The organism is Alteripontixanthobacter muriae (assembly GCF_013336795.1).
Lineage (GTDB): Bacteria > Pseudomonadota > Alphaproteobacteria > Sphingomonadales > Sphingomonadaceae > Pseudopontixanthobacter > Pseudopontixanthobacter muriae.
Window position 1 is genome coordinate 23,567 of record NZ_JAAFZT010000005.1, and the last position, 19,949, is coordinate 43,515.

Genomic DNA, 19,949 nt, shown 5'->3' on the forward strand with positions numbered 1-19,949 from the left:
CAGATTAGTCCTGCTTGATCACCCGGTCAACGAGGTTGGCGAGTTGCTTGACCCCGTGGTAGTTAAGATCCGGTGAACCCGCGCTTGCGTCTGCGGGGCCAAAGCCCCTGCCGAAGCCCAGTTTCGCCGCTTCTCGCAGACGTAGCGAAGAATGAGCTACCGGCCGCACCTCACCTGCAAGCGAGACTTCCCCGAACCAGACGCTGTTCTTGGGTAAAGCCCGATCGGACAGCGCCGAGACCAGAGCCGCTGCGACGGCCAGATCGGCGGCAGGATCCGTCAGGCGGTACCCACCCGCCACGTTCAGATATACCTCGGCCGAACTGAAATTCAGCCCGCACCGCGATTCGAGCACCGCCAGAAGCATGGCGAGCCGGCCGCCGTCCCAGCCCACGACAGCGCGCCTTGGCGTAGCCCCGGATTGCAGGCGAACGATGAGCGCCTGCACCTCGATCAGGACAGGCCGCGTTCCTTCGAGCGCAGGGAACACTGCGCTACCTGCCAGCGGTTCGTCACGCCCGGACAGGAACAGCATGGACGGATTGGCTACCTCTTCCAGGCCCGCACCCTCCATGGCGAACACGCCAATTTCATCCACAGCACCAAAGCGATTTTTCAGGGCACGCAGGATGCGGTATTGATGGCTCCGTTCACCCTCGAAGCTCATCACCACGTCAACCATATGTTCGAGCACCCGGGGACCGGCGATGCTGCCGTCCTTCGTCACATGGCCAACCAGGACCATCGCAACGCCGTTCTCCTTCGCATAACGGATCAATTCAAACGCGCAGCCGCGAACCTGGCTCACCGTTCCCGGCGCGCCCTCGATCGTATCGGAATGCATCGTCTGAATGGAATCGATGACCAGGAGAGCCGGCGGCTCCATGGTGCCCAGTGTCGTCAGAATGTCCCGTACTGACGTCGCAGCGGCAAGCTTCAAGGGTGCATCCGCCAGTCCCAGGCGTGCGGCTCGCATGCGGACCTGCCCCGCAGCCTCCTCTCCGCTTACATAGACAGTCTCGCCGCCCGCCTTGGCGATCTTCGCCGCCGCCTGCAGGAGAAGAGTGGATTTGCCGATGCCCGGATCGCCGCCCATCAATATGGCCGATCCCGGCACCAGCCCGCCACCGAGCGCCCGGTCGAATTCGGCGAGGCCAGTCGGACGCCGCTTCAGTTCCTCGCCCGGGGCGTCAAGCTTCACGAATTCGACCGGACGCCCTCCGCTGGACAGATCGTGCTTCTGCGAGAAAACGGTCGCGGGCGCATCCTCCATCAGCGTGTTCCATTCGGCACAGTCGCCGCACTGACCCTGCCAGCGATGTGCAACGCTGCCGCAAGCCTGGCAGATATATCGACGTTTCGTTTTAGCCATTCCGAGCGAATTAGCAGAACATAGGTGGAACGCAATTGCCCCCGGCAGAAATCCCCGGCAAAAGACCGGCATGCGGCAGAAGGAACTCAGGATTGCGCTGGTCTGCTATGGGGGCGTCAGCCTGGCAGTCTACATGCATGGCGTCACGAAAGAGGTCTGGAAATTGGCGCGCGCCAGCCGCTCGTTCCACGCGGGCGCCAGGCGGCAGGGCGGCTCGCAGGGCGTGTACCGCGACCTGCTGCAGCACATACAGGATCATCACGGCCTCCGCTTGCGAGTCATGCCCGACATACTGACCGGCGCCAGCGCCGGCGGGATCAATGCCGTATTTCTCGCCCAGGCGATACATTCCGGTCAGTCGCTAGAGCCGCTTACCGACATGTGGCTGAAAAACGCCGATGTCAGCCGGCTGACCGATCCCGATGCAAAGCCCATGTGGCGGTTCGCGAAAACCTGGGCGCAGCCCATCACATGGTGGCTTTTGAACCGCCCGGGCAACGCCGTTTCAGACTCCGTGGCGCCCGAAACGCGTGACGAGGTGCGGGAAAAGGTCTCCCGGCTGATAAGAGGGCGCTGGTTTGCTCCGCCATTTTCAGGGTCCGGCTTTGCCCGTCTTCTGTTCGATGCGCTTGCAGCCATGGCGGCGGGCGAAGCGGAGCACCCGCTGCTGCCGCCCGGTCATCCGGTTGACCTCTTCGTGACCGCCACGGATTTTCACGGCTACAAGGAAGTACTGCGGCTGAACAGCCCCGGTGCGGTCGAGGAAAGCGAGCACCGGCTGCCGATCGCCTTCCGCTCCAAGGTTCCGGCGAATGCGGGAGGAAACCTGGCCGATCCGCTCGAACTGGTGTTCGCCGCGCGTGCCACGGCGAGTTTCCCCGGCGCATTTCCGCCGATGCGATTGTCCGAAATCGATGATCTTGCCGATGATATCGAGCGCGTATGGCATGGACGCGACGAATTCCTGCGGCGGATCATGCCAGCCCACGTTCGGCAAGGTTCGCTTGAGAACGTTTCGCTGATCGATGGTTCCGTACTGGTCAACGCTCCCTTCGCAGGTGCGATTTCCGCGTTGCAGGGGCGACCGGCCCAGCGCGAAGTCGACCGGCGATTTGTCTATATCGACCCTCGACCGGACCGGTTCGGCTCGTCAGCGCAGCAAGCGCGCGATCCAGTCGGGTTCTTTGCCGCGATCTTCGGTTCACTTTCCACGATCCCCCGCGAACAGCCGATCAGGGACAACCTCGAAGTTCTGGCGGATCAGTCGCAGGAAGCCCGGCGCCTTCGCCAGATCGTGACCATGCTGCGCCCCGAGGTCGAACAGGTGGTGGAGAAACTGTTCGGGCGTACGCTGTTTCTCGATCGCCCTACGCCGAAGCGACTGAAGAGTTGGCGCGCCAAGGCGCAGCAAGCCGCTGCTGAGACTGCCGGTTACGCCTTTCAGGCCTATGCACAGACCAAATTCGCTGGCATTCTCGACAATCTTGCCCAAACGGTCCTGCAAGCGGCGCCGGGGCTAAGCATGGCTGACCCGGTGGCACTGGCGGCTATCTTCAGGCGATCTTTGCAGAGTGAAGGCATCGCGACACTCTCCGCCAGCGGCGGCGGTGCGAACGAAGCCGCCATCGCGTTCTTCCGGACTCACGACGCTGCTTTCCGCATTCGGCGGCTTCGCTTTCTGCTGCGGCGGCTCGCGCGGGATTGGGAAGCAGACCCGGCGATACCCGACATGGCGCTCGAAGAAGCGCGCGTCGACATCTTCGAAATTCTCGCACTATATTTCCCAAAGAAAGGTAGCGGCGATTTAGGCGATGAATTCACCGTCCTGGCCGAAAATGCACTGCTGGAACCAGCAGCCGTTCTCGACTTCCTCGCCCACCGGCGGTTGCTGCCCGAAACCGATCAGGCGGCCGAGGAAATGCTTGCTGCCGCGCTTGAGAAGATGCCAAGGGCGCTGCGCCGCCGCATGTTGCTCGCCTATCTGGGCTTCCCGTTTTACGACGTCGCCACGCTGCCCCTGTTGCGGAACGAGGGCCTCACCGAATTCGACCCGGTCAAGGTCGATCGCATTTCCCCAGACGATGCTCTCTCGATCCGTGAGGGCGGGACTACGGCGACCCTGCGCGGGACGGAGTTCTATCACTTCGGCGCATTCTTTAGCCGTGCCTATCGAGAAAATGATTATCTCTGGGGACGCCTCCACGGGGCCGAGCGGATGATCGACCTGGTCTATTCCACCGTCTCAAACCAGGCACCGGGCGAGCAATTGCCGAAGGACTGGCAAGATGAAGTGAAGCAATTCAAGCGATCCGCCTTCCTTGCCGTTCTGGACGAGGAGGCGGAGATGCACAGGCTCGACGCAAATCTGATTGCTGGTCTGCGCGCCGAAGTTCACGCGAGAATGGTCTGAAACCTCAGGTACCGAATGCCTTCTTCAACTTGTCGAAGAATCCGCGGCTGTTCGGACATTCGTCGCCGGTTTCGGTCTCCTGAAATTCACGCAGCAATTCTTTCTGTCGTGCGGAAAGCTTTGTCGGTGTTTCTACGGCGACCTCCACCACGAGATCGCCCCTGCCCCGCCCCTGCAGCACCGGCATGCCGCCACCGCGCACACGCAATTGCCTGCCGGACTGTATGCCAGCGGGAATCGTCACCTCGTTGGTTTCTCCGTCGAGATCGGGAATGGACACCTTTCCGCCAAGCGCGGCGGTCGTAAAGCTGACAGGCAGATGCGCTACCAGCAACGTGCCTTCGCGCTGAAAAACCGGATGCGGGCGGATGTGGATGAAGATGTAGAGGTCGCCGGCAGGAGCGCCATAGGGTCCAGCCTCGCCCTTCCCCGTCAGGCGGATGCGAGTGCCGGTGTCAACACCCGGCGGAATGTCGACCGAGATGGATTGCGGCAGATCGACCCGGCCTTCGCCGCGGCAGTCGCGGCATGGCGTTTCGATCACTTCGCCGCGCCCGTGACAATTGGGGCAAGCTCGCTCTACCACGAAGAAGCCCTGCTTCGCGCGAACCTTGCCGATGCCGTGACACAGGTCACACTGGCGTTTTCCGGTTCCCGGCTTCGCACCGTCGCCTTCGCAGGTGTCGCAAACCTGCGAAACTTCGATTTCGATTTCCTGCGTGTCGCCGTGGAAGGCCTGCTCCAGTCCGATCTCCATGTCATAGCGGAGATCCGCTCCGCGGCGCGCCTGCTGACGTCCGCCAGCATTGGCGAAACCACCGCCGAAGATCGTTTCGAAAATATCGCCAATGTCGGAAAAATCCTGGTGACCACCGCCCCCGCCGCCCTGCTGGAAGGCGGCATGGCCATAGCGGTCGTAAGCGGATCTTTTCTGCGGATCCTTCAGGCAGTCATAAGCCTGGCTGATGTTCTTGAACTTGGCTTCGCAATCGGCGTCACCAGGATTCCGGTCTGGATGATACTTCATCGCAAGCTTGCGGTACGACGATTTGATCGTCGCGGCGTCCGCGTCCCGGGAAACCTGGAGCAGTTCGTAATAGTCGATTTCGGTGGCTGGCATAATCTTGCTTGTCTCCCGTCACAAACGACCGCCACCGGTGCGTCGGGCACCGGTGGCGGTATCGGTCTGCATCGGAATGTCAGCCCTTGTTCTGATCGGCAGTGGCATCGGCATCGGCGCTATCGTCGACTTCGGAAAACTCCGCGTCGACTACATCGTCTTCCGCTTCGCCAGAGCCAGCTTCTGCGTCAGGGGAACCGGCACTGGCCTGTTCCTTTTCGTAGATCTGCTGGCCCATCTTCATGGCAAGATCGGTGAGCGCCTGCGACTTGGCGTTGATCGCATCGTTGTCGTCGCCTTCAAGAGCCGTCTTCGTTTCCGCCAGGGCGGTCTCGACTTCGGACTTTAGACCGGCGTCGATCTTGTCGCCGTGTTCGTCCAGCTGCTTCTGCGTCGCATGCACCAGGCTGTCGGCCTGGTTGCGGGCTTCGGCACCTTCGCGGCGCTTCTTGTCTTCTTCGGCGAATTTCTCCGCGTCCTGCACCATCTGATCGATGTCGCTGTCGGTCAGACCGCCGGAGGCCTGGATACGGATCTGCTGTTCCTTGCCCGTTCCCTTGTCCTTGGCGGACACGTTGACGATGCCGTTCGCATCGATGTCGAAAGTGACCTCGATCTGCGGAACACCGCGCGGTGCGGAAGGGATACCGACCAGATCGAACTGACCCAGCATCTTGTTGTCCGCCGCCATCTCGCGTTCGCCCTGGGCTACGCGGATGGTCACGGCCTGCTGGTTGTCTTCTGCCGTGGAATAGGTCTGCGTCTTCTTGGTCGGAATCGTCGTGTTGCGGTCGATCATGCGGGTGAACACACCACCCAGAGTCTCGATCCCCAGCGACAGCGGCGTCACGTCGAGCAGCAGCACATCCTTGACGTCGCCCTGCAGAACGCCTGCCTGAATCGCGGCACCCATGGCCACGACTTCGTCAGGGTTCACGCCCGTGTGCGGTTCCTTGCCGAAGAAATCCTTCACAGCCTCGCGCACCTTGGGCATGCGGGTCATGCCGCCGACGAGTACGACTTCGTCGATTTCCTTGGCGGTAACACCTGCGTCGGCCAAGGCCTTCTTCATCGGCTCCTTGGTGCGCTCGATCAGCTTGGCAACCAGCTTCTCGAGGTCGGAACGGGTGATCGTTTCAACGAGGTGAAGCGGCGTGGTCGATCCGCCTTCCATACGCGCGGTGATGAAGGGCAGGTTGACTTCAGTCGTCTGCGCGCTCGACAGTTCGATCTTCGCCTTTTCGGCGGCTTCCTTCAGCCGCTGCAGCGCCAGCTTGTCTGTACGGAGATCCATGTTCTCCTTCTTCTTGAACTGGTCCGCCAGATATTCGACAATCGCGCTGTCGAAATCCTCACCGCCGAGGAAGGTGTCGCCGTTGGTCGACTTTACCTCGAACACACCGTCGCCGATTTCCAGGATGGAAACGTCGAACGTACCGCCGCCAAGGTCGTAAACGGCGATGGTCTTGCCGTCGTCCTTGTCGAGACCATAGGCGAGCGCCGCAGCCGTCGGTTCGTTGATGATGCGCAGCACTTCGAGCCCGGCGATCTGGCCGGCATCCTTGGTCGCCTGGCGCTGGGCGTCGTTGAAATATGCGGGGACGGTAATGACCGCCTGAGTGACGGTTTCGCCAAGATAGCTCTCAGCCGTTTCCTTCATCTTCTGCAGGATGAAAGCTGAAATCTGGCTGGGGCTGTAATCTTCGCCGCCTGCCTGCACCCAGGCATCGCCGTTCTTGCCCTTGACGATGTCGTAAGGAACCAGTTCGGTGTCCTTCTTCGTGACCGGATCGTCGAAGCGGCGGCCGATGAGGCGCTTCACGGCGAAGATCGTGTTGTCGCCATTGGTGACCGCCTGGCGTTTCGCCGGCTGGCCGATAAGGCGCTCGTTATCCTTGGTGAATGCGACGATGGAAGGCGTAGTACGCGCGCCTTCGGAATTCTCGACGACCTTGGGCTTGCCCCCATCCATGACGGCAACGCAGCTATTCGTAGTGCCGAGGTCGATACCGATTACTTTTGCCATGGTTTCCCCATCTTTATTGATAATACGCGACCGCCGCCGTTTCCCGCGTGCCGTGCAAGCTTCCCGTAACGGCAAAGCGGGTCGGCGGCTGTGTTACGCAGGGCGATATAGGAGCGGTTTTTCTTGGCACAAGGGAACAGGCAGAGTAGTTGCCGTGCAGCAAAATTCGGGAAAACAACGGGGGAAACAACCATGAAGAACACATTTTTCGCAGCAGCCACGCTCGCCCTGTCCAGCCTTGCGCTGGCTTCCTGCGGCGAAGAGCCGGTACCTGAAACGACCGACGGGATCGACGGCGTCGAGATCACGAACGCCCGGATCGTGCTCGGACCGGTCGCTGGCAATCCCGCCGCGGTCTATTTCGACGTCGCCTATGGCGGTGATCGCGCGCTGACCATTCGTGCTGCGGATGTCGAGGGAGCAGGCTCCGCCGCCATGCATCAATATAGCGAATGGGACGGCCAGATGCAGATGATGGAAGCGCTGCCGGTCGCATTGGCGTCAGGCGATGACGTCAGCTTCGAGCCGGGCGGACTGCATATTATGGCAATGGACCCGCCTGCCGAATGGCAGCCAGGCGGCACCGCGGAAGTTACCCTTACGGTCGCTGGCGGTGACAAGGTCAGCTTCCCGGCCGAAATCCGCGCCGCCGGTGAAGAGCGCTGACACCAGAAGGAGCAGATGCACCAGCAGTCTCATGCCCAATCGGTGGCGAGAGGCCGCTGACGTCAGGCGAGATCAGGCTGGCGCAAACAATCTTCGGTGACGCGATCGAGTACGATCGCGTCACCATCCGACGCCGGAAATGGTTTCCTTTTCAGCCGCGCAATGTGACGATGGCCCCGCGTGGACACATTCACTTCCACCCGTCCGGCAGCACCTATTGCGAGGATTTCTCGAAAGTTTCACCGCTCCGCGCAGGGCTGTTCATACACGAGATGACACATGTCTGGCAGGCTCAGGCTCGCGGCGAATGGTGGCTGGTGCTGCATCGCCACCCCTGGTGCAGATATCATTACAGCCTCAAGCCGGGTTGGCCTCTGCATCGCTATGGCATCGAACAACAGGCGGAAATCGTGCGGCATGCTTTCCTCCTGCGCAAAGGCGTCAAGCTGGCGGGCATCGCCGATGCAGGCGCATACGATCTGCTGGTGCACTTCCCCGGGGCGGACCGATAGCTCTCCAAAAAGCAGAAGGGGCGCCACCGCAGTGACGCCCCTCTGGTAATCCGAAGATCATCGCTCAGTAGCGCGGGTCGACCGGATAGCCACGGGTACCGAAGCAGTCGTCATCAAGGTAACGATTGTCGTTGTAACCGTCACAATCATCATCCCTGTCGACGAAATAGCCGGCAAGGCCACCGGCAGCTGCGCCGGCAAGAGCATAGGTCGCAATGTCGCCGCCGGTGATGGCTGCAGTTGCGGCGCCGAGGGCACCGCCGCCAAGAGCACCTTCTGCTGCATAATTTTCCGCGCAGGCACCGAGCGAGAGAGTGGACAGTGCCAGTGCAGAGGCGGCAAACATACGGTTCTTCATGATCAATTCTCCCAGGAACATGTCTGCTCTATACGGATGGACCGCGCTGGGGTTCCTGCCTCCACGAAGCTTCGAGATCAGTCCGGCTTTTTCGACACACCGACCATCGCCGGGCGCAGCAGCCGGTCCTTGATCATGTAACCTGCCTGCATCTCCTGCACGACAGTTCCTGCATCGTGATCGGAAGAAGGGACTTCCAGCATCGCCTGGTGCTGGTTGGGATCGAGCGGAAGGCCAACGGCAGCGATGCGCGTGATGCCATGCGCCGCGAAAACCTTGTCCAGTTCACGCTGCGTCGCCTGAATGCCGGTGACCAGGCCCTTGAACTTGCTGTCCTCGCGAAGGTCCTCCGGCACCGCCTCGATCGCGCGGGCAAGGTTGTCGGCCACGCTCAGGATGTCGCGCGCGAAACCGGTCGCCGCATAGGCACGGGCGTCGGCAACGTCCTTCTCCATCCGCCGGCGCACGTTCTGCGTGTCTGCGCGGGCATAGAGCACGTCCTGTTTTGCAGCGTCGAGATCGGCACGAAGCGACGCCAGCGCCTCGTTCAGATCGCCGCCAGTGTCGCCCTCGTCATCATCATCTTCGCCATCATCGCGGAACTGCTGCGGAACGCCTTCCATTTCGCGCTCCATCTCGCTGTCATTCGCGGATTCATCCTGCACGTTGTTTTCGCCGTCGATCATTGTTTCCATTTCATCCGATGAGTCTGCCCAGGGATCGGGCTGTGAAATCAACCATGGGGACAACCCTGGCGTAATTCAACCGGGTCGGGCCGATGACGCCGAGCACACCTACGACCTTGCCGTCACGGTCGCGATAGGGCGAGGCAATGACGCTGGAACCAGACAGGGCAAACAGCCGGTTCTCCGATCCGATGAAAATACGCGTGGCGTTCGCTTCCCGCGCACTTTCAAGCAATTCCGAAACCGATTGCTTGTTCTCGAGATCGTCAAGCAGCGAGCGCACTCTTTCAAGGTCCGACAAGGCTGCCTCGTCCAGCAGATTGGCCTGACCGCGCACGATCAGGACCGGGCGGTCGGCGGCATCCTGTGTCCAGGTGGCGAGTCCACGCTCCACCAGATCGCGGCTGGCTTCATCGAGCGCGCTCTTGCCCGACGCGATCTCGGCACGCATCGCGCCGGCGGCTTCTCCAAGTGTGCGGCCAGCGAGATGCGCCGTGATGTAGTTGCTGGCCATTTCCAGCGCCGCCAGATTGATTTCGCCTTCCAGCTCGAGCAGCCGGTTTTCGATGGCGCCGTCCTGCCCGACCAGTACGGCCAGCGTGCGCCCCGGTCCAAGTTGCACCAGGCTGACCTGCGACAGGCGCGGTTCGCGGCGCGGCACGAGCACCACGCCCGCCGCGCCCGACAGGTCGGATAGAAGACTGCTGGTCGTCTCGAGCGCCTGTTCTATGGGCCCGGGCCGGAAGAGGCGGCGTTCGATGGCGGCCCGCTCATCGGCATTGGGTTCGGCAACCTGCATCATGCCGTCAACGAACAGACGCAGCCCGGTCGTGGTTGGCACGCGGCCTGCACTAACATGGGGAGCGGCAAGGAACCCGGCAGCCTCGAGATCGGCGAGAACGGATCGGATGGAGGCCGGCGATAGGTTCAGCCCGCCCTCGCCCGACAAGGACTTGGAGCCGACCGGATGCCCGCTTTCGAGATAGCCTTCGACGACAAGCCGAAAGATATCCTGCGCGCGGGCGGACATTTCGATTATCGCAAGTTTCACGTTGTCCCGCTCGGCCATGATCCACATTTAATCGCTGGTCTTGCAGGCTCAACCCCTGTGCGCCTATCGCGCGTGTTAGCTTAACCGACTCACGAGGCCCGCAAGGGCCACCACACTCAAGGAATTTTGATGCGACCCTCCGGCAGAGCCCCCGACCAGATGCGCGACATCACGATAGAAACCGGCTTTGCCAAACATGCCGAGGGATCGTGCCTGATCGCTTTCGGCGACACGCGCGTGCTGTGCACCGCCAGCGTTGAGGAACGGATCCCGCCGTGGCTGCGCGGCAAGAACGAAGGTTGGGTCACGGGTGAATATTCCATGCTGCCCCGCGCCACGCACACGCGCGGCCAGCGCGAGGCCGCTAAGGGCCGGCAGAGTGGACGCACACAGGAAATCCAGCGCCTGATCGGCCGGTCGCTGCGCGCTGTCGTCGACCTGAAGAAGCTGGGCGAGCGGCAAATTACCCTCGATTGCGACGTGCTGCAGGCAGACGGCGGTACCCGGACGGCGGCGATTTCCGGTGCGTGGGTGGCCTTGCGCCTCGCGGTCAACAGCCTGATGAAGCAGGGGCTGATCCTGCACGATCCGATAAGCGCCAAGGTGGCGGCGATCTCCTGCGGCATCTACAAGGGCACTCCGGTGCTCGACCTCGACTATCCCGAAGACAGCAAGGCCGACGCCGACGCCAATTTCGTCCTGATCGAAGGCGGTCGCATCGCCGAGGTTCAGGCGACGGCAGAAGGCGAAACATATGACGAGGAAGCCCTGCTGCGCCTCCTCAGGCTCGCCAATATCGGTTGCGGGGAGATTTTCGCGGCGCAGGAAAAGGCGGTCACGGGCGCTTCGGCCTGATGGTTCGCCGGATCGGGCCTGGATCGCTCGTCATCGCGACGCATAATGCGGGGAAGCTGAAAGAGATCGGCGATCTCCTTGCTCCGCATGGCGTGAACTGCATCTCGGCAGGATCGCTCGGCTTGCCCGAACCTGCCGAGACCGGCACGACCTTCGCGCAGAATGCGCTGATCAAGGCCCGGGCAGCAGCGGAAGCATCCGGGATCGTTGCCCTCGCCGATGACAGCGGCCTTTCTGTCGCCGCGCTCGATGGGCGCCCCGGGGTCTATACCGCCGATTGGGCCGAACGGCAGTGGTTCGAAGGCAACCCGGGCCGCGACTGGTACATGGCGATGGGCAAGGTGGAAGGCATGCTTGCCGCCAAGGGACCAGACGCCGAAAGGGGTGCCTGGTTCAATTGCGTTCTTGCAATTGCATGGCCCGATGGTGAGCACGTCGTCTACGAGGGGCGGGTCGACGGACACATCATCTGGCCCCCTCGCGGCGATCTCGGCTTTGGCTATGACCCGGTATTCGTTGCGGAAGGGCATGAACGAACCTTTGCCGAGCTGGACCCGGAGCACAAGCACGCCATCAGCCACCGCGCCGATGCTTTTGCGAAGCTGAAGGCAGAACAGTTCGCGGCCTGAAGCATCGGCTGCGCGCCGCACGTGCAGCTTCACAAGACAGCCGAAAAGTGGGATAGCGAAGCGTGGCGCGCGCTCTGTACATTCATTGGCCTTTCTGCCTGAAGAAATGCCCCTATTGCGACTTCAACAGCCACGTCCGCGCGGATGTGGAAGTCGCCCGCTGGCAATCCGGCCTGATTGCCGATATGCGCCGCGAGGCGGAAGTAGCCGGGGGTGAAACCCTGCAATCCATCTTCTTCGGCGGCGGAACGCCATCGCTCATGCCCCCTTCCCTCGTCTCGGCGCTGCTGCATGAAGCGGAAAGCCTGTGGGGCTTCGATGAGAATGTGGAAATCACGCTGGAGGCGAACCCGTCTTCCGTCGAGGCGTCGCGTTTTGCCGACCTCGCTTCCGCCGGGGTCAACCGCGCCTCCCTCGGCCTGCAGTCCTTCGACGACGGCGCTCTGCAGATGCTCGGGCGATTGCACTCCGCACAGGAAGGCCTTGCCGCGCTTGGCGTTGCACAGGATCATTTCGACAGGGTGAGTTTCGACCTCATCTATGCAATGCCAGGCCAGGGCGAAGCCGACTGGTCCGCGATGCTCGACCGAGCCCTGGGCATGGGAACCGATCACCTTTCCCTTTACCAGCTGACGATCGAACCCGGCACCCGGTTTGCGACCGACGTGCGGCGCGGCGCCCTTCGTCCGCTGGACGACGACAGCGCCGCCGATCTTTTTGCCATTACCCGAGAGTTGACCGACGCCGCCGGTCTGCCTGCCTATGAGATCAGCAATCATGCCCGGCCCGGCCAGGAAAGCCGCCACAATCTGACCTATTGGAGGTACCGCGATTATTGCGGGATCGGTCCCGGCGCACATGGCAGGCGCGGCGGAGCGGCAACCCTGCGGCACAAGAAGCCCGAAAACTGGCTCGCGTCTATCGACCGGCAGGGCGACGGCCTCTCCGAAGTCCGTCCGCAGAATGCGCGTGAACAAGCATCCGAAGCCTTGCTGATGGGGTTGCGCCTTGCGGAAGGCGTGGATCTCGCCGCCCTCTCGCGGCGAACAGGTATCGAGCGCGGCGGCCTTGTCGAAGATGGCCGGCTTGCCTTCTTCTGCGAAATGGGCCTCGCCTGGTCGGCAGGGGATCGCATAGGCATTACGCCCAGCGGCATGCCGGTACTCGATGGCCTGCTCGCTGAAATCGTTCCGTCAGAACTGGTTGCGGCGTGAGCAGGGAAAGCGTTCTGCAAGGTTGGCGCGATCATCTTGCACAGGAACGCAGGCGCTCTCCCCACACGGTGCGGGCCTATCTTGCCGCAGCGGCCCGTCTGCTGGATCGCACCGGAATCGATGACTGGCCCTTGGTAGCAAAGGCGGACACAATGCTTCTAAGGCAGCATCTCGCGTATCGGCGCGCAGAAGGACTGGGGAACGCTTCTGCCGCGCGAGAGCTATCGGCGCTCAAAGCCTTCATCAGCTATGCGCGCTCCTGCACCGGGATTGATGATGCCGCATTGCGAATGAAGGGGCCTCGCCTCAAAAAAGGATTGCCGCGGCCAGTTACACCCGACGACGCCTCGAACCTCGCGGATCTTGTAGCTATCGACGGAGCACAGGAATGGATCGGCATGCGCGATCGGGCGGTCCTGCTACTGCTGTATGGCGCCGGGTTGCGCATCGCCGAGGCGCTGTCGCTGACGGCATCGCAGAACCCTCTCGGCGCTACTACCGTGGTCCTCGGCAAGGGCGGCAAGGAACGGGTCGTTCCGATCCTGCCTGCCGTGCGGGATGCGGTGGCGGATTACGTCAGGCTATGCCCATGGCCACTGCCACCGCAAGAAGCGCTGTTTCGGGGTGAGAAAGGCGGTCCGCTCAACCAGGGTATGGTCCAGAAAGCCGTTGCCCGCGCACGTAAGGCGCTGGGCCTGCCTGCCACCGCGACGCCGCATGCGCTGCGCCACAGCTTCGCCACTCATTTGCTGGGCGCAGGCGCCGATTTGCGGAGCCTTCAGGAACTGCTGGGCCATGCAAGCCTGTCCAGCACGCAAATCTACACCCGTGTTGATGCGGCGACCATGCTGGACGCTTACCGCAGCGCGCACCCTCGTGCTGACCGGAGCAGCGGCAGCTAGTCGTCTCGCCCCCTCGGCGTCCAGGTCAGCACGCGGTAGGCATAGGCAACGATGGCGATTCCGATCAGGGCAAAGATGATCCACCCGATCAGAGATTTGTATTCTTCAAGATATTGCCCAAGCCATTGCCCGCCAAGCACGAGCAATATGTTCCACAGAGCCGATCCGAGAAAGGTAAAGATAAGGAAGCGCCAGACCGGCATGTGCGCCAAGCCCGCAGGCAGCGAAATCATTGTCCTGAGAAACGGCGAAAAGCGCAGGAAAAAGACCATCCATTCGCCGCGCCGCCGGAAGAACGCGCTAGCGGATTCGACATGCTGCCAATCCAGGGTGAGCCAACGACCCCAACGGTCGATGAACGGGCCGAGGCGTTCAAAGCCCCACTTGTCGCCTGCCCAGAACCACACGTAATTGCCCGCTGTCGAACCGAGCGTACCAGCCAGAAGCAGCGGCCAGAACTCCATCGTTCCGCGGGCAACGGCGAGTCCGCCGATGCCCATGATGATCTCTGACGGAATGGGCGGAAAGATGTTCTCGATTGCCATCAACAGCGCGATTCCGAGATAGCCGCCGCGTTCGATGGCCTGAATTATGAATTCATGCATATGGCAGCAACAGACTGGAGCGAAATTCGTTCATCGCCGCTCGCTCAACTCGAAGCCAGACGGCGGTCTATTGCGTCCCATATCAGTCCCGCACTGTCCGTGCCGTTAAACTTGTCGATTGCGACTATTCCGGTGGGTGAAGTCACATTGATCTCCGTCAGCCACTCGCCGCCGATAACGTCGATTCCCACGAAGATGAGGCCGCGCCGCTTGAGTTCCGGCCCCATTGCCGCACAGATCTCTTCCTCACGGGCCGTCAGTTCCGCCGCTTCCGCATAACCTCCTTGTGCAAGGTTCGACCGGAACTCGCCCTCGCCCGGCTTGCGATTGATCGCGCCGGCATATTCCCCGTCGATCAGGACGATCCGCTTATCGCCCTTGGCCACGTCGTGAAGGAACGGCTGCACCATATGCGGTTCGGGCCAGGTCTGGTTGAACATCTCGAACAGGGCCGAAAGGTTTGTCGCGTCCTCCTCAATGCGGAAGATCGCCTTGCCGCCGTTGCCGTGCAGCGGCTTGACGACGATTGCGCCATGTTCGCGCTGGAAAGCCTGTACGTCCTCGATCCGCCGTGCAATCAGCGTGGGGGGCATGAAGCGCGCGTAGTCCAGAACGAACATTTTTTCCGGCGCGTTCACCACCTCGCGCGGATCATTCACCACCAGCGTCTCGCCGCGCAGGCGGTCCAGCAGGAAAGCAGCGCTGATGTAGCCGAGATCGAACGGCGGATCCTGCCGCATAAGGATGACATCGACGTCCTGCGCCAGATCGATTTTGCTCAGCGGACCGGCAGTGAAGTGGTCGCCTTCGACGCGTTGCACGGTGACGGGACGTGCCCAGGCAGTGATGCGGGAGTTCTCCCAAGCCAGCGTACGGACATCGTAATGCCACAGGCCATGACCCCGCTGTTGCGCGGACAGCATCAGGGCGAAGCTGGAATCGCCGGCAATCTTGATCGTTTCCAGCGGATCCATCTGGATCACGACGCGCAGGGACATGGGTACTCCTAAGGTTGCCAGGCGTTGACGATGTGGCGCGGGATCTGTCCGGGCGCAACCAGCATGACGTCAATGCGGTAATCCTCGCCGGGCATCACGTAGTCATGAGCGCAGGCTTCGGCAGCAGCAGCCACCCGGCGCAGGCGATACATGTCGATAGCATGGTCCAGCTGTTCCGCGTCCCTTCGCCATTTGACTTCGATGAAGGCGACGACATTTCCGCGCCGCATGACGAGGTCGACTTTGCCGCGCGGATTGCGCACCCGTTTGGCCAGAGTCCGCCAACCCCGAAGGGCAAGCCAGATCTGCGCGAACCGCTCGCCCTTGCGGCCCCTTTGTTCGGCTTGGCGACGGGTCGCTGCGGTGCGCTTCACGATGACCGCAGTTCCAGCGCTCTCGCGTACAAGAGCTTGCGATCCTTTCCGCTGACCTTCGCCACCATTCCCGCTGCCTGCGATGGCTTCATGTCTGCCAGCGCGTCGCGCAGCATCTCATCTGTATTCATGTCGTCTGGGAGCGTGCCGTTCGGGGGTGCGATGAGGAGGACGATCTCCCCCTTGGGCGGGTGCGCCGTATAATGCGCAATCAGATCCTCGGCAGTTCCGGTCCGGCATTCCTCATGAAGCTTGGTCATTTCCCGTGCAACGGCAATCGAGCGGCCGGACAGGACGGCGCCGATCGCGTCGAGTGAGCGAACAAGGCGCGGCGCAGTTTCGTAGAACACGAGCGTCGCATCCACCCCGGCCAATTCGTCCAGCGCATCGCGCCGGGCCTTTTCCTTCACTGGCAGGAATCCTGCAAACAGAAAGCGGTCGTTCGGCATACCTGAGACGGTGAGTCCGGCAATCGCCGCGCAAGGGCCTGGCAGGCTGGTTATCATGACTCCGGCGGCGCGCGCGTCCGCCACCAGCCGATAGCCCGGATCGGACACCAACGGCGTCCCCGCGTCGCTGACCAGCACGACTGCGCGCGATGCCATGGATTCGACAAGGCGCTTGCGGTCCTTTGCTTCGCTATGATCGTTATATCGCCACAAGGGCTTGGATATGTTCAGGTGCTTCAACAGCTTGCCGGTAACCCGCGTATCTTCGCAGGCAACGCCGTCACACGCCTCCAGCGCCCTGATACTCCGCAAAGTGATATCGCCGAGATTGCCAATCGGCGTCGCCACGATATACAGTCCGGGTTCAAGGACCTTGTGAACAGGGTCCTGATCTGGCCCATTAGCGGGCAGGGTTTCGTGTTGCGGTTCCACGCAATGCGCATTGGACCATAATGACGGGAAGCGGCAAGCATGAAGCGGATGAATTTTGACAGGCGCAATGTTCTGATGGTTGGCGCCACGGTGTTTCTGGCCGGTTGCCAGATCATCCCCAGCGGTGGCAGCCGCACCCCCGCACCTCCGCCGCCACCCACGACTGCACCCGTGCCCAGTCCCACGCCTTCGGCCCTGCCGCAGGACGAGGAACGGCATCGGGTAGCCCTGCTGGTGCCGATGTCCGGAGCCAATGGCGAAGTCGGACAGTCGATTGCGAATGCGACCACCATGGCACTGCTCGACGCCAATGCCGACAATCTGCGCATCACCACCTACGACACGGCGACCGGCGCTGCCAGCGCTGCCGCCACGGCCATTGCGGATGGTAACGCCCTGATCCTTGGGCCTCTGCTGGCGGAGAATGTGTCTGCCGTTCAGGCGGTCGCACGCCCTGCAGACGTGCCGCTCATCTCGTTTTCCAACGACACCTCCGTCGCCGGCGCGGATGCCTTCGTCATGGGGCATATTCCCGAACAGTCGATCGATCGCACCGTCCGCTATGCGGGCGAGCAGGGATCCCGCAATTTCGCCGCCATCGTACCCGACGGTGAATATGGCCGCCGGGCCGAGGCCGCACTGACAAGCTCCATCAGCAACTTCGGCGGACGCCTTGTGGGCGTGGAACGATACACGCGAGGAAACAGTTCGATCACCAGCGCGGCAGAGCGGCTGCGGGCCCGTGGCGGATACGATACCGTTCTCATCGCCGACGGTACCCGGCTTTCGGCACAGGCCGCGCAAGTATTCAGGCAGGGCGGCACGCAGATCCTCGGCACCGAATTGTGGAGCGGCGAGGCCGATGTTTTCCGCAGCCCGGCTCTTCGCGGCGCCTGGTTCTCGGCAGTGTCAGACGCCCGGTTCAAGCGTTTTTCGGAAACGTATGAGGAGCGCTTCGGCAGCAAGCCTTATCGTATCGCCACTCTGGGGTATGATGCGGTTCTCCTCGCTCTCAACGTCGCGCAGGAATGGCGGGTCGGACGTGACTTCCCGGTCGGAGCTTTGCGGAGCGAAGACGGCTTCCTCGGACTGGACGGTCCGTTCCGCTTCCAGCGCAACGGCGTCGTCTACCGGGCGATGGAAGTTCGCGAGGTTCGGGCCGACGATGTGACCATCGTAGACGCGGCACCGGCACGTTTCTGATCCGGAGGGCGGCAGGCGGGTGACAATTCGGGTGTCCCGGCTTGTAATCGTACGAATCCGCGCCCTATAGCACCTTTATGGCCGAAGATCTGTTTGCGAATACGCCGACCTCGAGCGGCGATTACGATGCCTCTTCCATCGAAGTGCTGGAAGGGCTCGAACCCGTGCGCCGTCGCCCCGGCATGTACATCGGCGGCACGGACGACCGCGCGCTTCATCACCTGGCGGCCGAAGTCATCGACAATGCGATGGACGAGGCCGTGGCCGGCCATGCGACCCGGATCGAGGTTTCGCTGGAGGAAGGCAATCGCCTGAGCGTTGCTGACAATGGCCGCGGCATCCCCACCGCCGAACATCCCAAGTTTCCCGGAAAGTCCACGCTTGAGGTTATCCTCTCGACGCTGCATTCGGGCGGCAAATTTTCCGGAAAAGCCTATGCCACCAGCGGCGGCCTGCACGGTGTCGGCGTCAGCGTCGTAAATGCGTTGAGTTCGGATACACGTGTCGAGGTCGCCCGCGACAAGCAGCTTTATGCGCAGGAATTCGCCCGAGGAGAGACGCTCGGCCCCCTGCAACAGCTCGGCCCCACGCCAAACCGGCGCGGTACCACTGTCAGCTTCACGCCAGACACCGAGATCTTCGGTGACCGGCAGTTCAAACCGGCGCGACTGTTCCGCCTCGCCAGGTCCAAGGCCTATCTGTTCGCAGGCGTGGAAATTCGCTGGAAATGCGCTGATAGCCTGGCGAGCGACGACGTTCCGGCCGAGGCGACATTCAAATTCCCCGGCGGGCTTGCAGACCATCTTGCCGAACAGGTGGCGGGCCGCGAATGCGTAACCACGCAGCCCTTCGCCGGGAGCCAGGAATTCGCCGGGAACGAGGAAGGCCAGACGCAGGGCCGGGTCGAATGGGCCATTGCATGGCCGCTCTATTCCGATGGTTCGACAAGCTGGTATTGCAACACCGTACCCACCCCGGATGGCGGCACGCATGAACAGGGCTTGCGCGCGGCACTGGCGAAAGGGTTGCGTGCTTTCGGCGAATTGGTGGGTCAGAAGAAAGCCAAGGACATCAGCGCCGATGACGTGATGAACGGCGCTGAAGTCATGCTGTCGGTGTTCATCCGCGAACCGCAGTTCCAGAGCCAGACCAAGGACCGCCTGACCAGCCCGGAAGCGGCTCGCCTGGTGGAGAATGCTGTTCGCGACCATTTCGATCATTTCCTTTCCGACAATATGGATCGCGGAAAAGCGCTGCTGGGCGAGGTCATGGAGCGAATGGACGAACGGCTCCGCCGCAAGGCGGAACGGGAGGTAAAACGCAAGACGGCCACAAATGCCAAGAAGCTTCGTCTGCCCGGCAAGCTGACGGATTGCTCTGGCGAAGGCGACGGCGAAACGGAGCTTTTCATCGTCGAGGGCGACAGCGCCGGGGGCAGCGCGAAACAGGCGCGGGACCGGAAGACGCAGGCCATCCTGCCCATCCGCGGCAAAATACTGAACGTCGCCAGCGCCACGGCCGAAAAGATCCGCGCCAATAGCGAAATCGCCGACCTCATTCTCGCCATGGGCTGCGGAACCCGCAAGGATTGCGACGCCTCGAACCTTCGCTACGACCGGATCGTCATCATGACGGATGCCGATGTCGACGGCGCACACATTGCCACCCTGCTGATGACGTTCTTCTTTCAGGAGATGCCCGACATCGTCCGCGAAGGTCATTTGTTCCTTGCACAGCCGCCGCTGTACCGGCTGACCGCCGGTAAAGAGAGCCGTTACGCCCGTGACGACGAACATCGTGCAGAGCTGGAAGCGACGGTCTTCAAGGGCAAGAAAGTCGATGTCGGACGCTTTAAGGGCCTCGGTGAAATGAACCCGGGCCAGCTGCGCGAAACGACGATGGCACCGGAAAGCCGCAGCCTCATCCGCATCACCCTGCCGCCCGAATTCGAGCAGCGCGCTGCCGTGCGTGAACTCGTCGATCAGTTAATGGGCCGCAATCCTGAACACCGTTTCAACTTCATTCAGAACCGCGCAGGCGAGCTGGACAAGGACATGATCGACGCCTGAAGCAGGGGCTTACCGCCT

General features: G+C 62.0%; 19 protein-coding genes. 9 read left to right on the forward strand and 10 right to left on the reverse strand.

The features are described from left to right. Positions 1–4: 4 nt before the first annotated feature. Positions 5–1,372 (reverse strand): DNA repair protein RadA, encoded by a 1,368-nt coding sequence (gene radA, locus G7A66_RS01590; RefSeq protein ID WP_174293958.1) that lies wholly within the window; start codon positions 1,370–1,372, stop codon positions 5–7. A 70-nt stretch (positions 1,373–1,442) separates the two neighbouring features. Here radA and G7A66_RS01595 point away from each other — a divergent pair, with 70 nt between their 5' ends. After that, the gene (locus G7A66_RS01595; RefSeq protein ID WP_174293959.1) at positions 1,443–3,782 is read left to right on the forward strand and encodes a patatin-like protein; all 2,340 of its coding nucleotides are present in this window, start codon (positions 1,443–1,445) and stop codon (positions 3,780–3,782) included. A gap of 4 nt (positions 3,783–3,786) precedes the next feature. On the opposite strand, the gene dnaJ is transcribed toward G7A66_RS01595, so the two are convergent. Next, entirely contained in the window at positions 3,787–4,902 is a 1,116-nt protein-coding gene (gene dnaJ / locus G7A66_RS01600; RefSeq protein WP_174293960.1) for a molecular chaperone DnaJ, read from the reverse strand. 79 nt (positions 4,903–4,981) lie between these two features. Then, a complete protein-coding gene (gene dnaK / locus G7A66_RS01605) occupies positions 4,982–6,928 on the reverse strand; it encodes a molecular chaperone DnaK (RefSeq protein WP_174293961.1) in 1,947 nt (648 codons plus the stop codon). A gap of 192 nt (positions 6,929–7,120) precedes the next feature. Between dnaK and G7A66_RS01610 the strand changes: the two genes are divergently transcribed. Together G7A66_RS01610 and G7A66_RS01615 are read left to right on the forward strand one after the other, a co-directional pair. Continuing rightward, complete coding sequence (locus G7A66_RS01610; RefSeq protein ID WP_174293962.1) at positions 7,121–7,594, forward strand: copper chaperone PCu(A)C; 474 nt, start codon at positions 7,121–7,123, stop codon at positions 7,592–7,594. 38 nt (positions 7,595–7,632) lie between these two features. Further along, positions 7,633–8,106, forward strand: a complete 474-nt coding sequence (locus tag G7A66_RS01615) for a vgr related protein (RefSeq protein WP_174294104.1) — start codon at positions 7,633–7,635, stop codon at positions 8,104–8,106. A gap of 64 nt (positions 8,107–8,170) precedes the next feature. Here the strand turns inward: G7A66_RS01615 and G7A66_RS01620 are convergent, their stop codons facing one another. From G7A66_RS01620 to hrcA, 3 genes are all read right to left on the reverse strand, one after another. Next, positions 8,171–8,464, reverse strand: a complete 294-nt coding sequence (locus G7A66_RS01620; RefSeq protein WP_174293963.1) for a glycine zipper domain-containing protein — start codon at positions 8,462–8,464, stop codon at positions 8,171–8,173. Positions 8,465–8,541: 77 nt separating this feature from the next. Continuing rightward, on the reverse strand, positions 8,542–9,150 hold the full coding sequence (gene grpE / locus G7A66_RS01625) for a nucleotide exchange factor GrpE (protein WP_232366580.1): 609 nt from the start codon (positions 9,148–9,150) through the stop codon (positions 8,542–8,544). A gap of 10 nt (positions 9,151–9,160) precedes the next feature. After that, positions 9,161–10,219: a heat-inducible transcriptional repressor HrcA gene (hrcA, locus tag G7A66_RS01630; RefSeq protein ID WP_174293965.1), complete on the reverse strand. Its 1,059-nt coding sequence runs from the start codon at positions 10,217–10,219 to the stop codon at positions 9,161–9,163. Positions 10,220–10,330: 111 nt separating this feature from the next. Here hrcA and rph point away from each other — a divergent pair, with 111 nt between their 5' ends. The 4 genes from rph to G7A66_RS01650 all read left to right on the forward strand — a co-directional run bounded on the left by rph (position 10,331) and on the right by G7A66_RS01650 (position 13,801). After that, positions 10,331–11,056: a ribonuclease PH gene (gene rph, locus G7A66_RS01635; RefSeq protein ID WP_174293966.1), complete on the forward strand. Its 726-nt coding sequence runs from the start codon at positions 10,331–10,333 to the stop codon at positions 11,054–11,056. Then, on the forward strand, positions 11,056–11,685 hold the full coding sequence (gene rdgB, locus G7A66_RS01640) for an RdgB/HAM1 family non-canonical purine NTP pyrophosphatase (RefSeq protein ID WP_174293967.1): 630 nt from the start codon (positions 11,056–11,058) through the stop codon (positions 11,683–11,685). Before rph ends, rdgB begins: the two co-directional genes overlap by 1 nt. A gap of 62 nt (positions 11,686–11,747) precedes the next feature. Next, positions 11,748–12,899: a radical SAM family heme chaperone HemW gene (hemW, locus tag G7A66_RS01645; protein ID WP_174293968.1), complete on the forward strand. Its 1,152-nt coding sequence runs from the start codon at positions 11,748–11,750 to the stop codon at positions 12,897–12,899. Beyond that, positions 12,896–13,801, forward strand: coding sequence for a tyrosine recombinase XerC (locus G7A66_RS01650; RefSeq protein WP_174293969.1), 906 nt, complete (start codon positions 12,896–12,898; stop codon positions 13,799–13,801). The genes hemW and G7A66_RS01650 overlap by 4 nt, the downstream gene beginning before the upstream one ends. Here G7A66_RS01650 and G7A66_RS01655 read toward each other — a convergent pair. From G7A66_RS01655 to rsmI, 4 genes are read right to left on the reverse strand one after another with little or no spacing between them, the layout of a single operon-like run. Next, positions 13,798–14,406 (reverse strand): DedA family protein, encoded by a 609-nt coding sequence (locus G7A66_RS01655; protein WP_174293970.1) that lies wholly within the window; start codon positions 14,404–14,406, stop codon positions 13,798–13,800. The genes G7A66_RS01650 and G7A66_RS01655 overlap by 4 nt on opposite strands. Positions 14,407–14,450: 44 nt before the next feature. After that, positions 14,451–15,404: a glutathione synthase gene (gshB, locus tag G7A66_RS01660; protein ID WP_174293971.1), complete on the reverse strand. Its 954-nt coding sequence runs from the start codon at positions 15,402–15,404 to the stop codon at positions 14,451–14,453. 8 nt (positions 15,405–15,412) lie between these two features. Next, positions 15,413–15,778 (reverse strand): YraN family protein, encoded by a 366-nt coding sequence (locus tag G7A66_RS01665; protein WP_174293972.1) that lies wholly within the window; start codon positions 15,776–15,778, stop codon positions 15,413–15,415. Continuing rightward, entirely contained in the window at positions 15,775–16,638 is an 864-nt protein-coding gene (gene rsmI / locus G7A66_RS01670) for a 16S rRNA (cytidine(1402)-2'-O)-methyltransferase (RefSeq protein ID WP_174294105.1), read from the reverse strand. Before rsmI ends, G7A66_RS01665 begins: the two co-directional genes overlap by 4 nt. 69 nt (positions 16,639–16,707) lie before the next feature. On the opposite strand from rsmI, the gene G7A66_RS01675 reads away from it, so the two are divergent. Both G7A66_RS01675 and parE read left to right on the forward strand, forming a co-directional pair. After that, the gene (locus tag G7A66_RS01675) at positions 16,708–17,862 is read left to right on the forward strand and encodes a penicillin-binding protein activator (protein ID WP_232366581.1); all 1,155 of its coding nucleotides are present in this window, start codon (positions 16,708–16,710) and stop codon (positions 17,860–17,862) included. Between the two features lie 77 nt (positions 17,863–17,939). Continuing rightward, entirely contained in the window at positions 17,940–19,931 is a 1,992-nt protein-coding gene (gene parE, locus G7A66_RS01680) for a DNA topoisomerase IV subunit B (RefSeq protein WP_174293974.1), read from the forward strand. Positions 19,932–19,949 lie beyond the last annotated feature (18 nt).

Bases quoted from the DNA above. Each gene is read 5' to 3' on its own strand.
- radA (WP_174293958.1), bottom strand. From the start codon at position 1,372: ATGGCTAAAACGAAACGTCGATATATCTGCCAGGCTTGCGGCAGCGTT.
- G7A66_RS01595 (WP_174293959.1), top strand. From the start codon at position 1,443: ATGCGGCAGAAGGAACTCAGGATTGCGCTGGTCTGCTATGGGGGCGTC.
- dnaJ (WP_174293960.1), bottom strand. From the start codon at position 4,902: ATGCCAGCCACCGAAATCGACTATTACGAACTGCTCCAGGTTTCCCGG.
- dnaK (WP_174293961.1), bottom strand. From the start codon at position 6,928: ATGGCAAAAGTAATCGGTATCGACCTCGGCACTACGAATAGCTGCGTT.
- G7A66_RS01610 (WP_174293962.1), top strand. From the start codon at position 7,121: ATGAAGAACACATTTTTCGCAGCAGCCACGCTCGCCCTGTCCAGCCTT.
- G7A66_RS01620 (WP_174293963.1), bottom strand. From the start codon at position 8,464: ATGAAGAACCGTATGTTTGCCGCCTCTGCACTGGCACTGTCCACTCTC.
- grpE (WP_232366580.1), bottom strand. From the start codon at position 9,150: ATGATCGACGGCGAAAACAACGTGCAGGATGAATCCGCGAATGACAGC.
- hrcA (WP_174293965.1), bottom strand. From the start codon at position 10,219: ATGGCCGAGCGGGACAACGTGAAACTTGCGATAATCGAAATGTCCGCC.
- rph (WP_174293966.1), top strand. From the start codon at position 10,331: ATGCGACCCTCCGGCAGAGCCCCCGACCAGATGCGCGACATCACGATA.
- rdgB (WP_174293967.1), top strand. From the start codon at position 11,056: ATGGTTCGCCGGATCGGGCCTGGATCGCTCGTCATCGCGACGCATAAT.
- G7A66_RS01655 (WP_174293970.1), bottom strand. From the start codon at position 14,406: ATGCATGAATTCATAATTCAGGCCATCGAACGCGGCGGCTATCTCGGA.
- gshB (WP_174293971.1), bottom strand. From the start codon at position 15,404: ATGTCCCTGCGCGTCGTGATCCAGATGGATCCGCTGGAAACGATCAAG.
- G7A66_RS01675 (WP_232366581.1), top strand. From the start codon at position 16,708: ATGAATTTTGACAGGCGCAATGTTCTGATGGTTGGCGCCACGGTGTTT.
- parE (WP_174293974.1), top strand. From the start codon at position 17,940: ATGGCCGAAGATCTGTTTGCGAATACGCCGACCTCGAGCGGCGATTAC.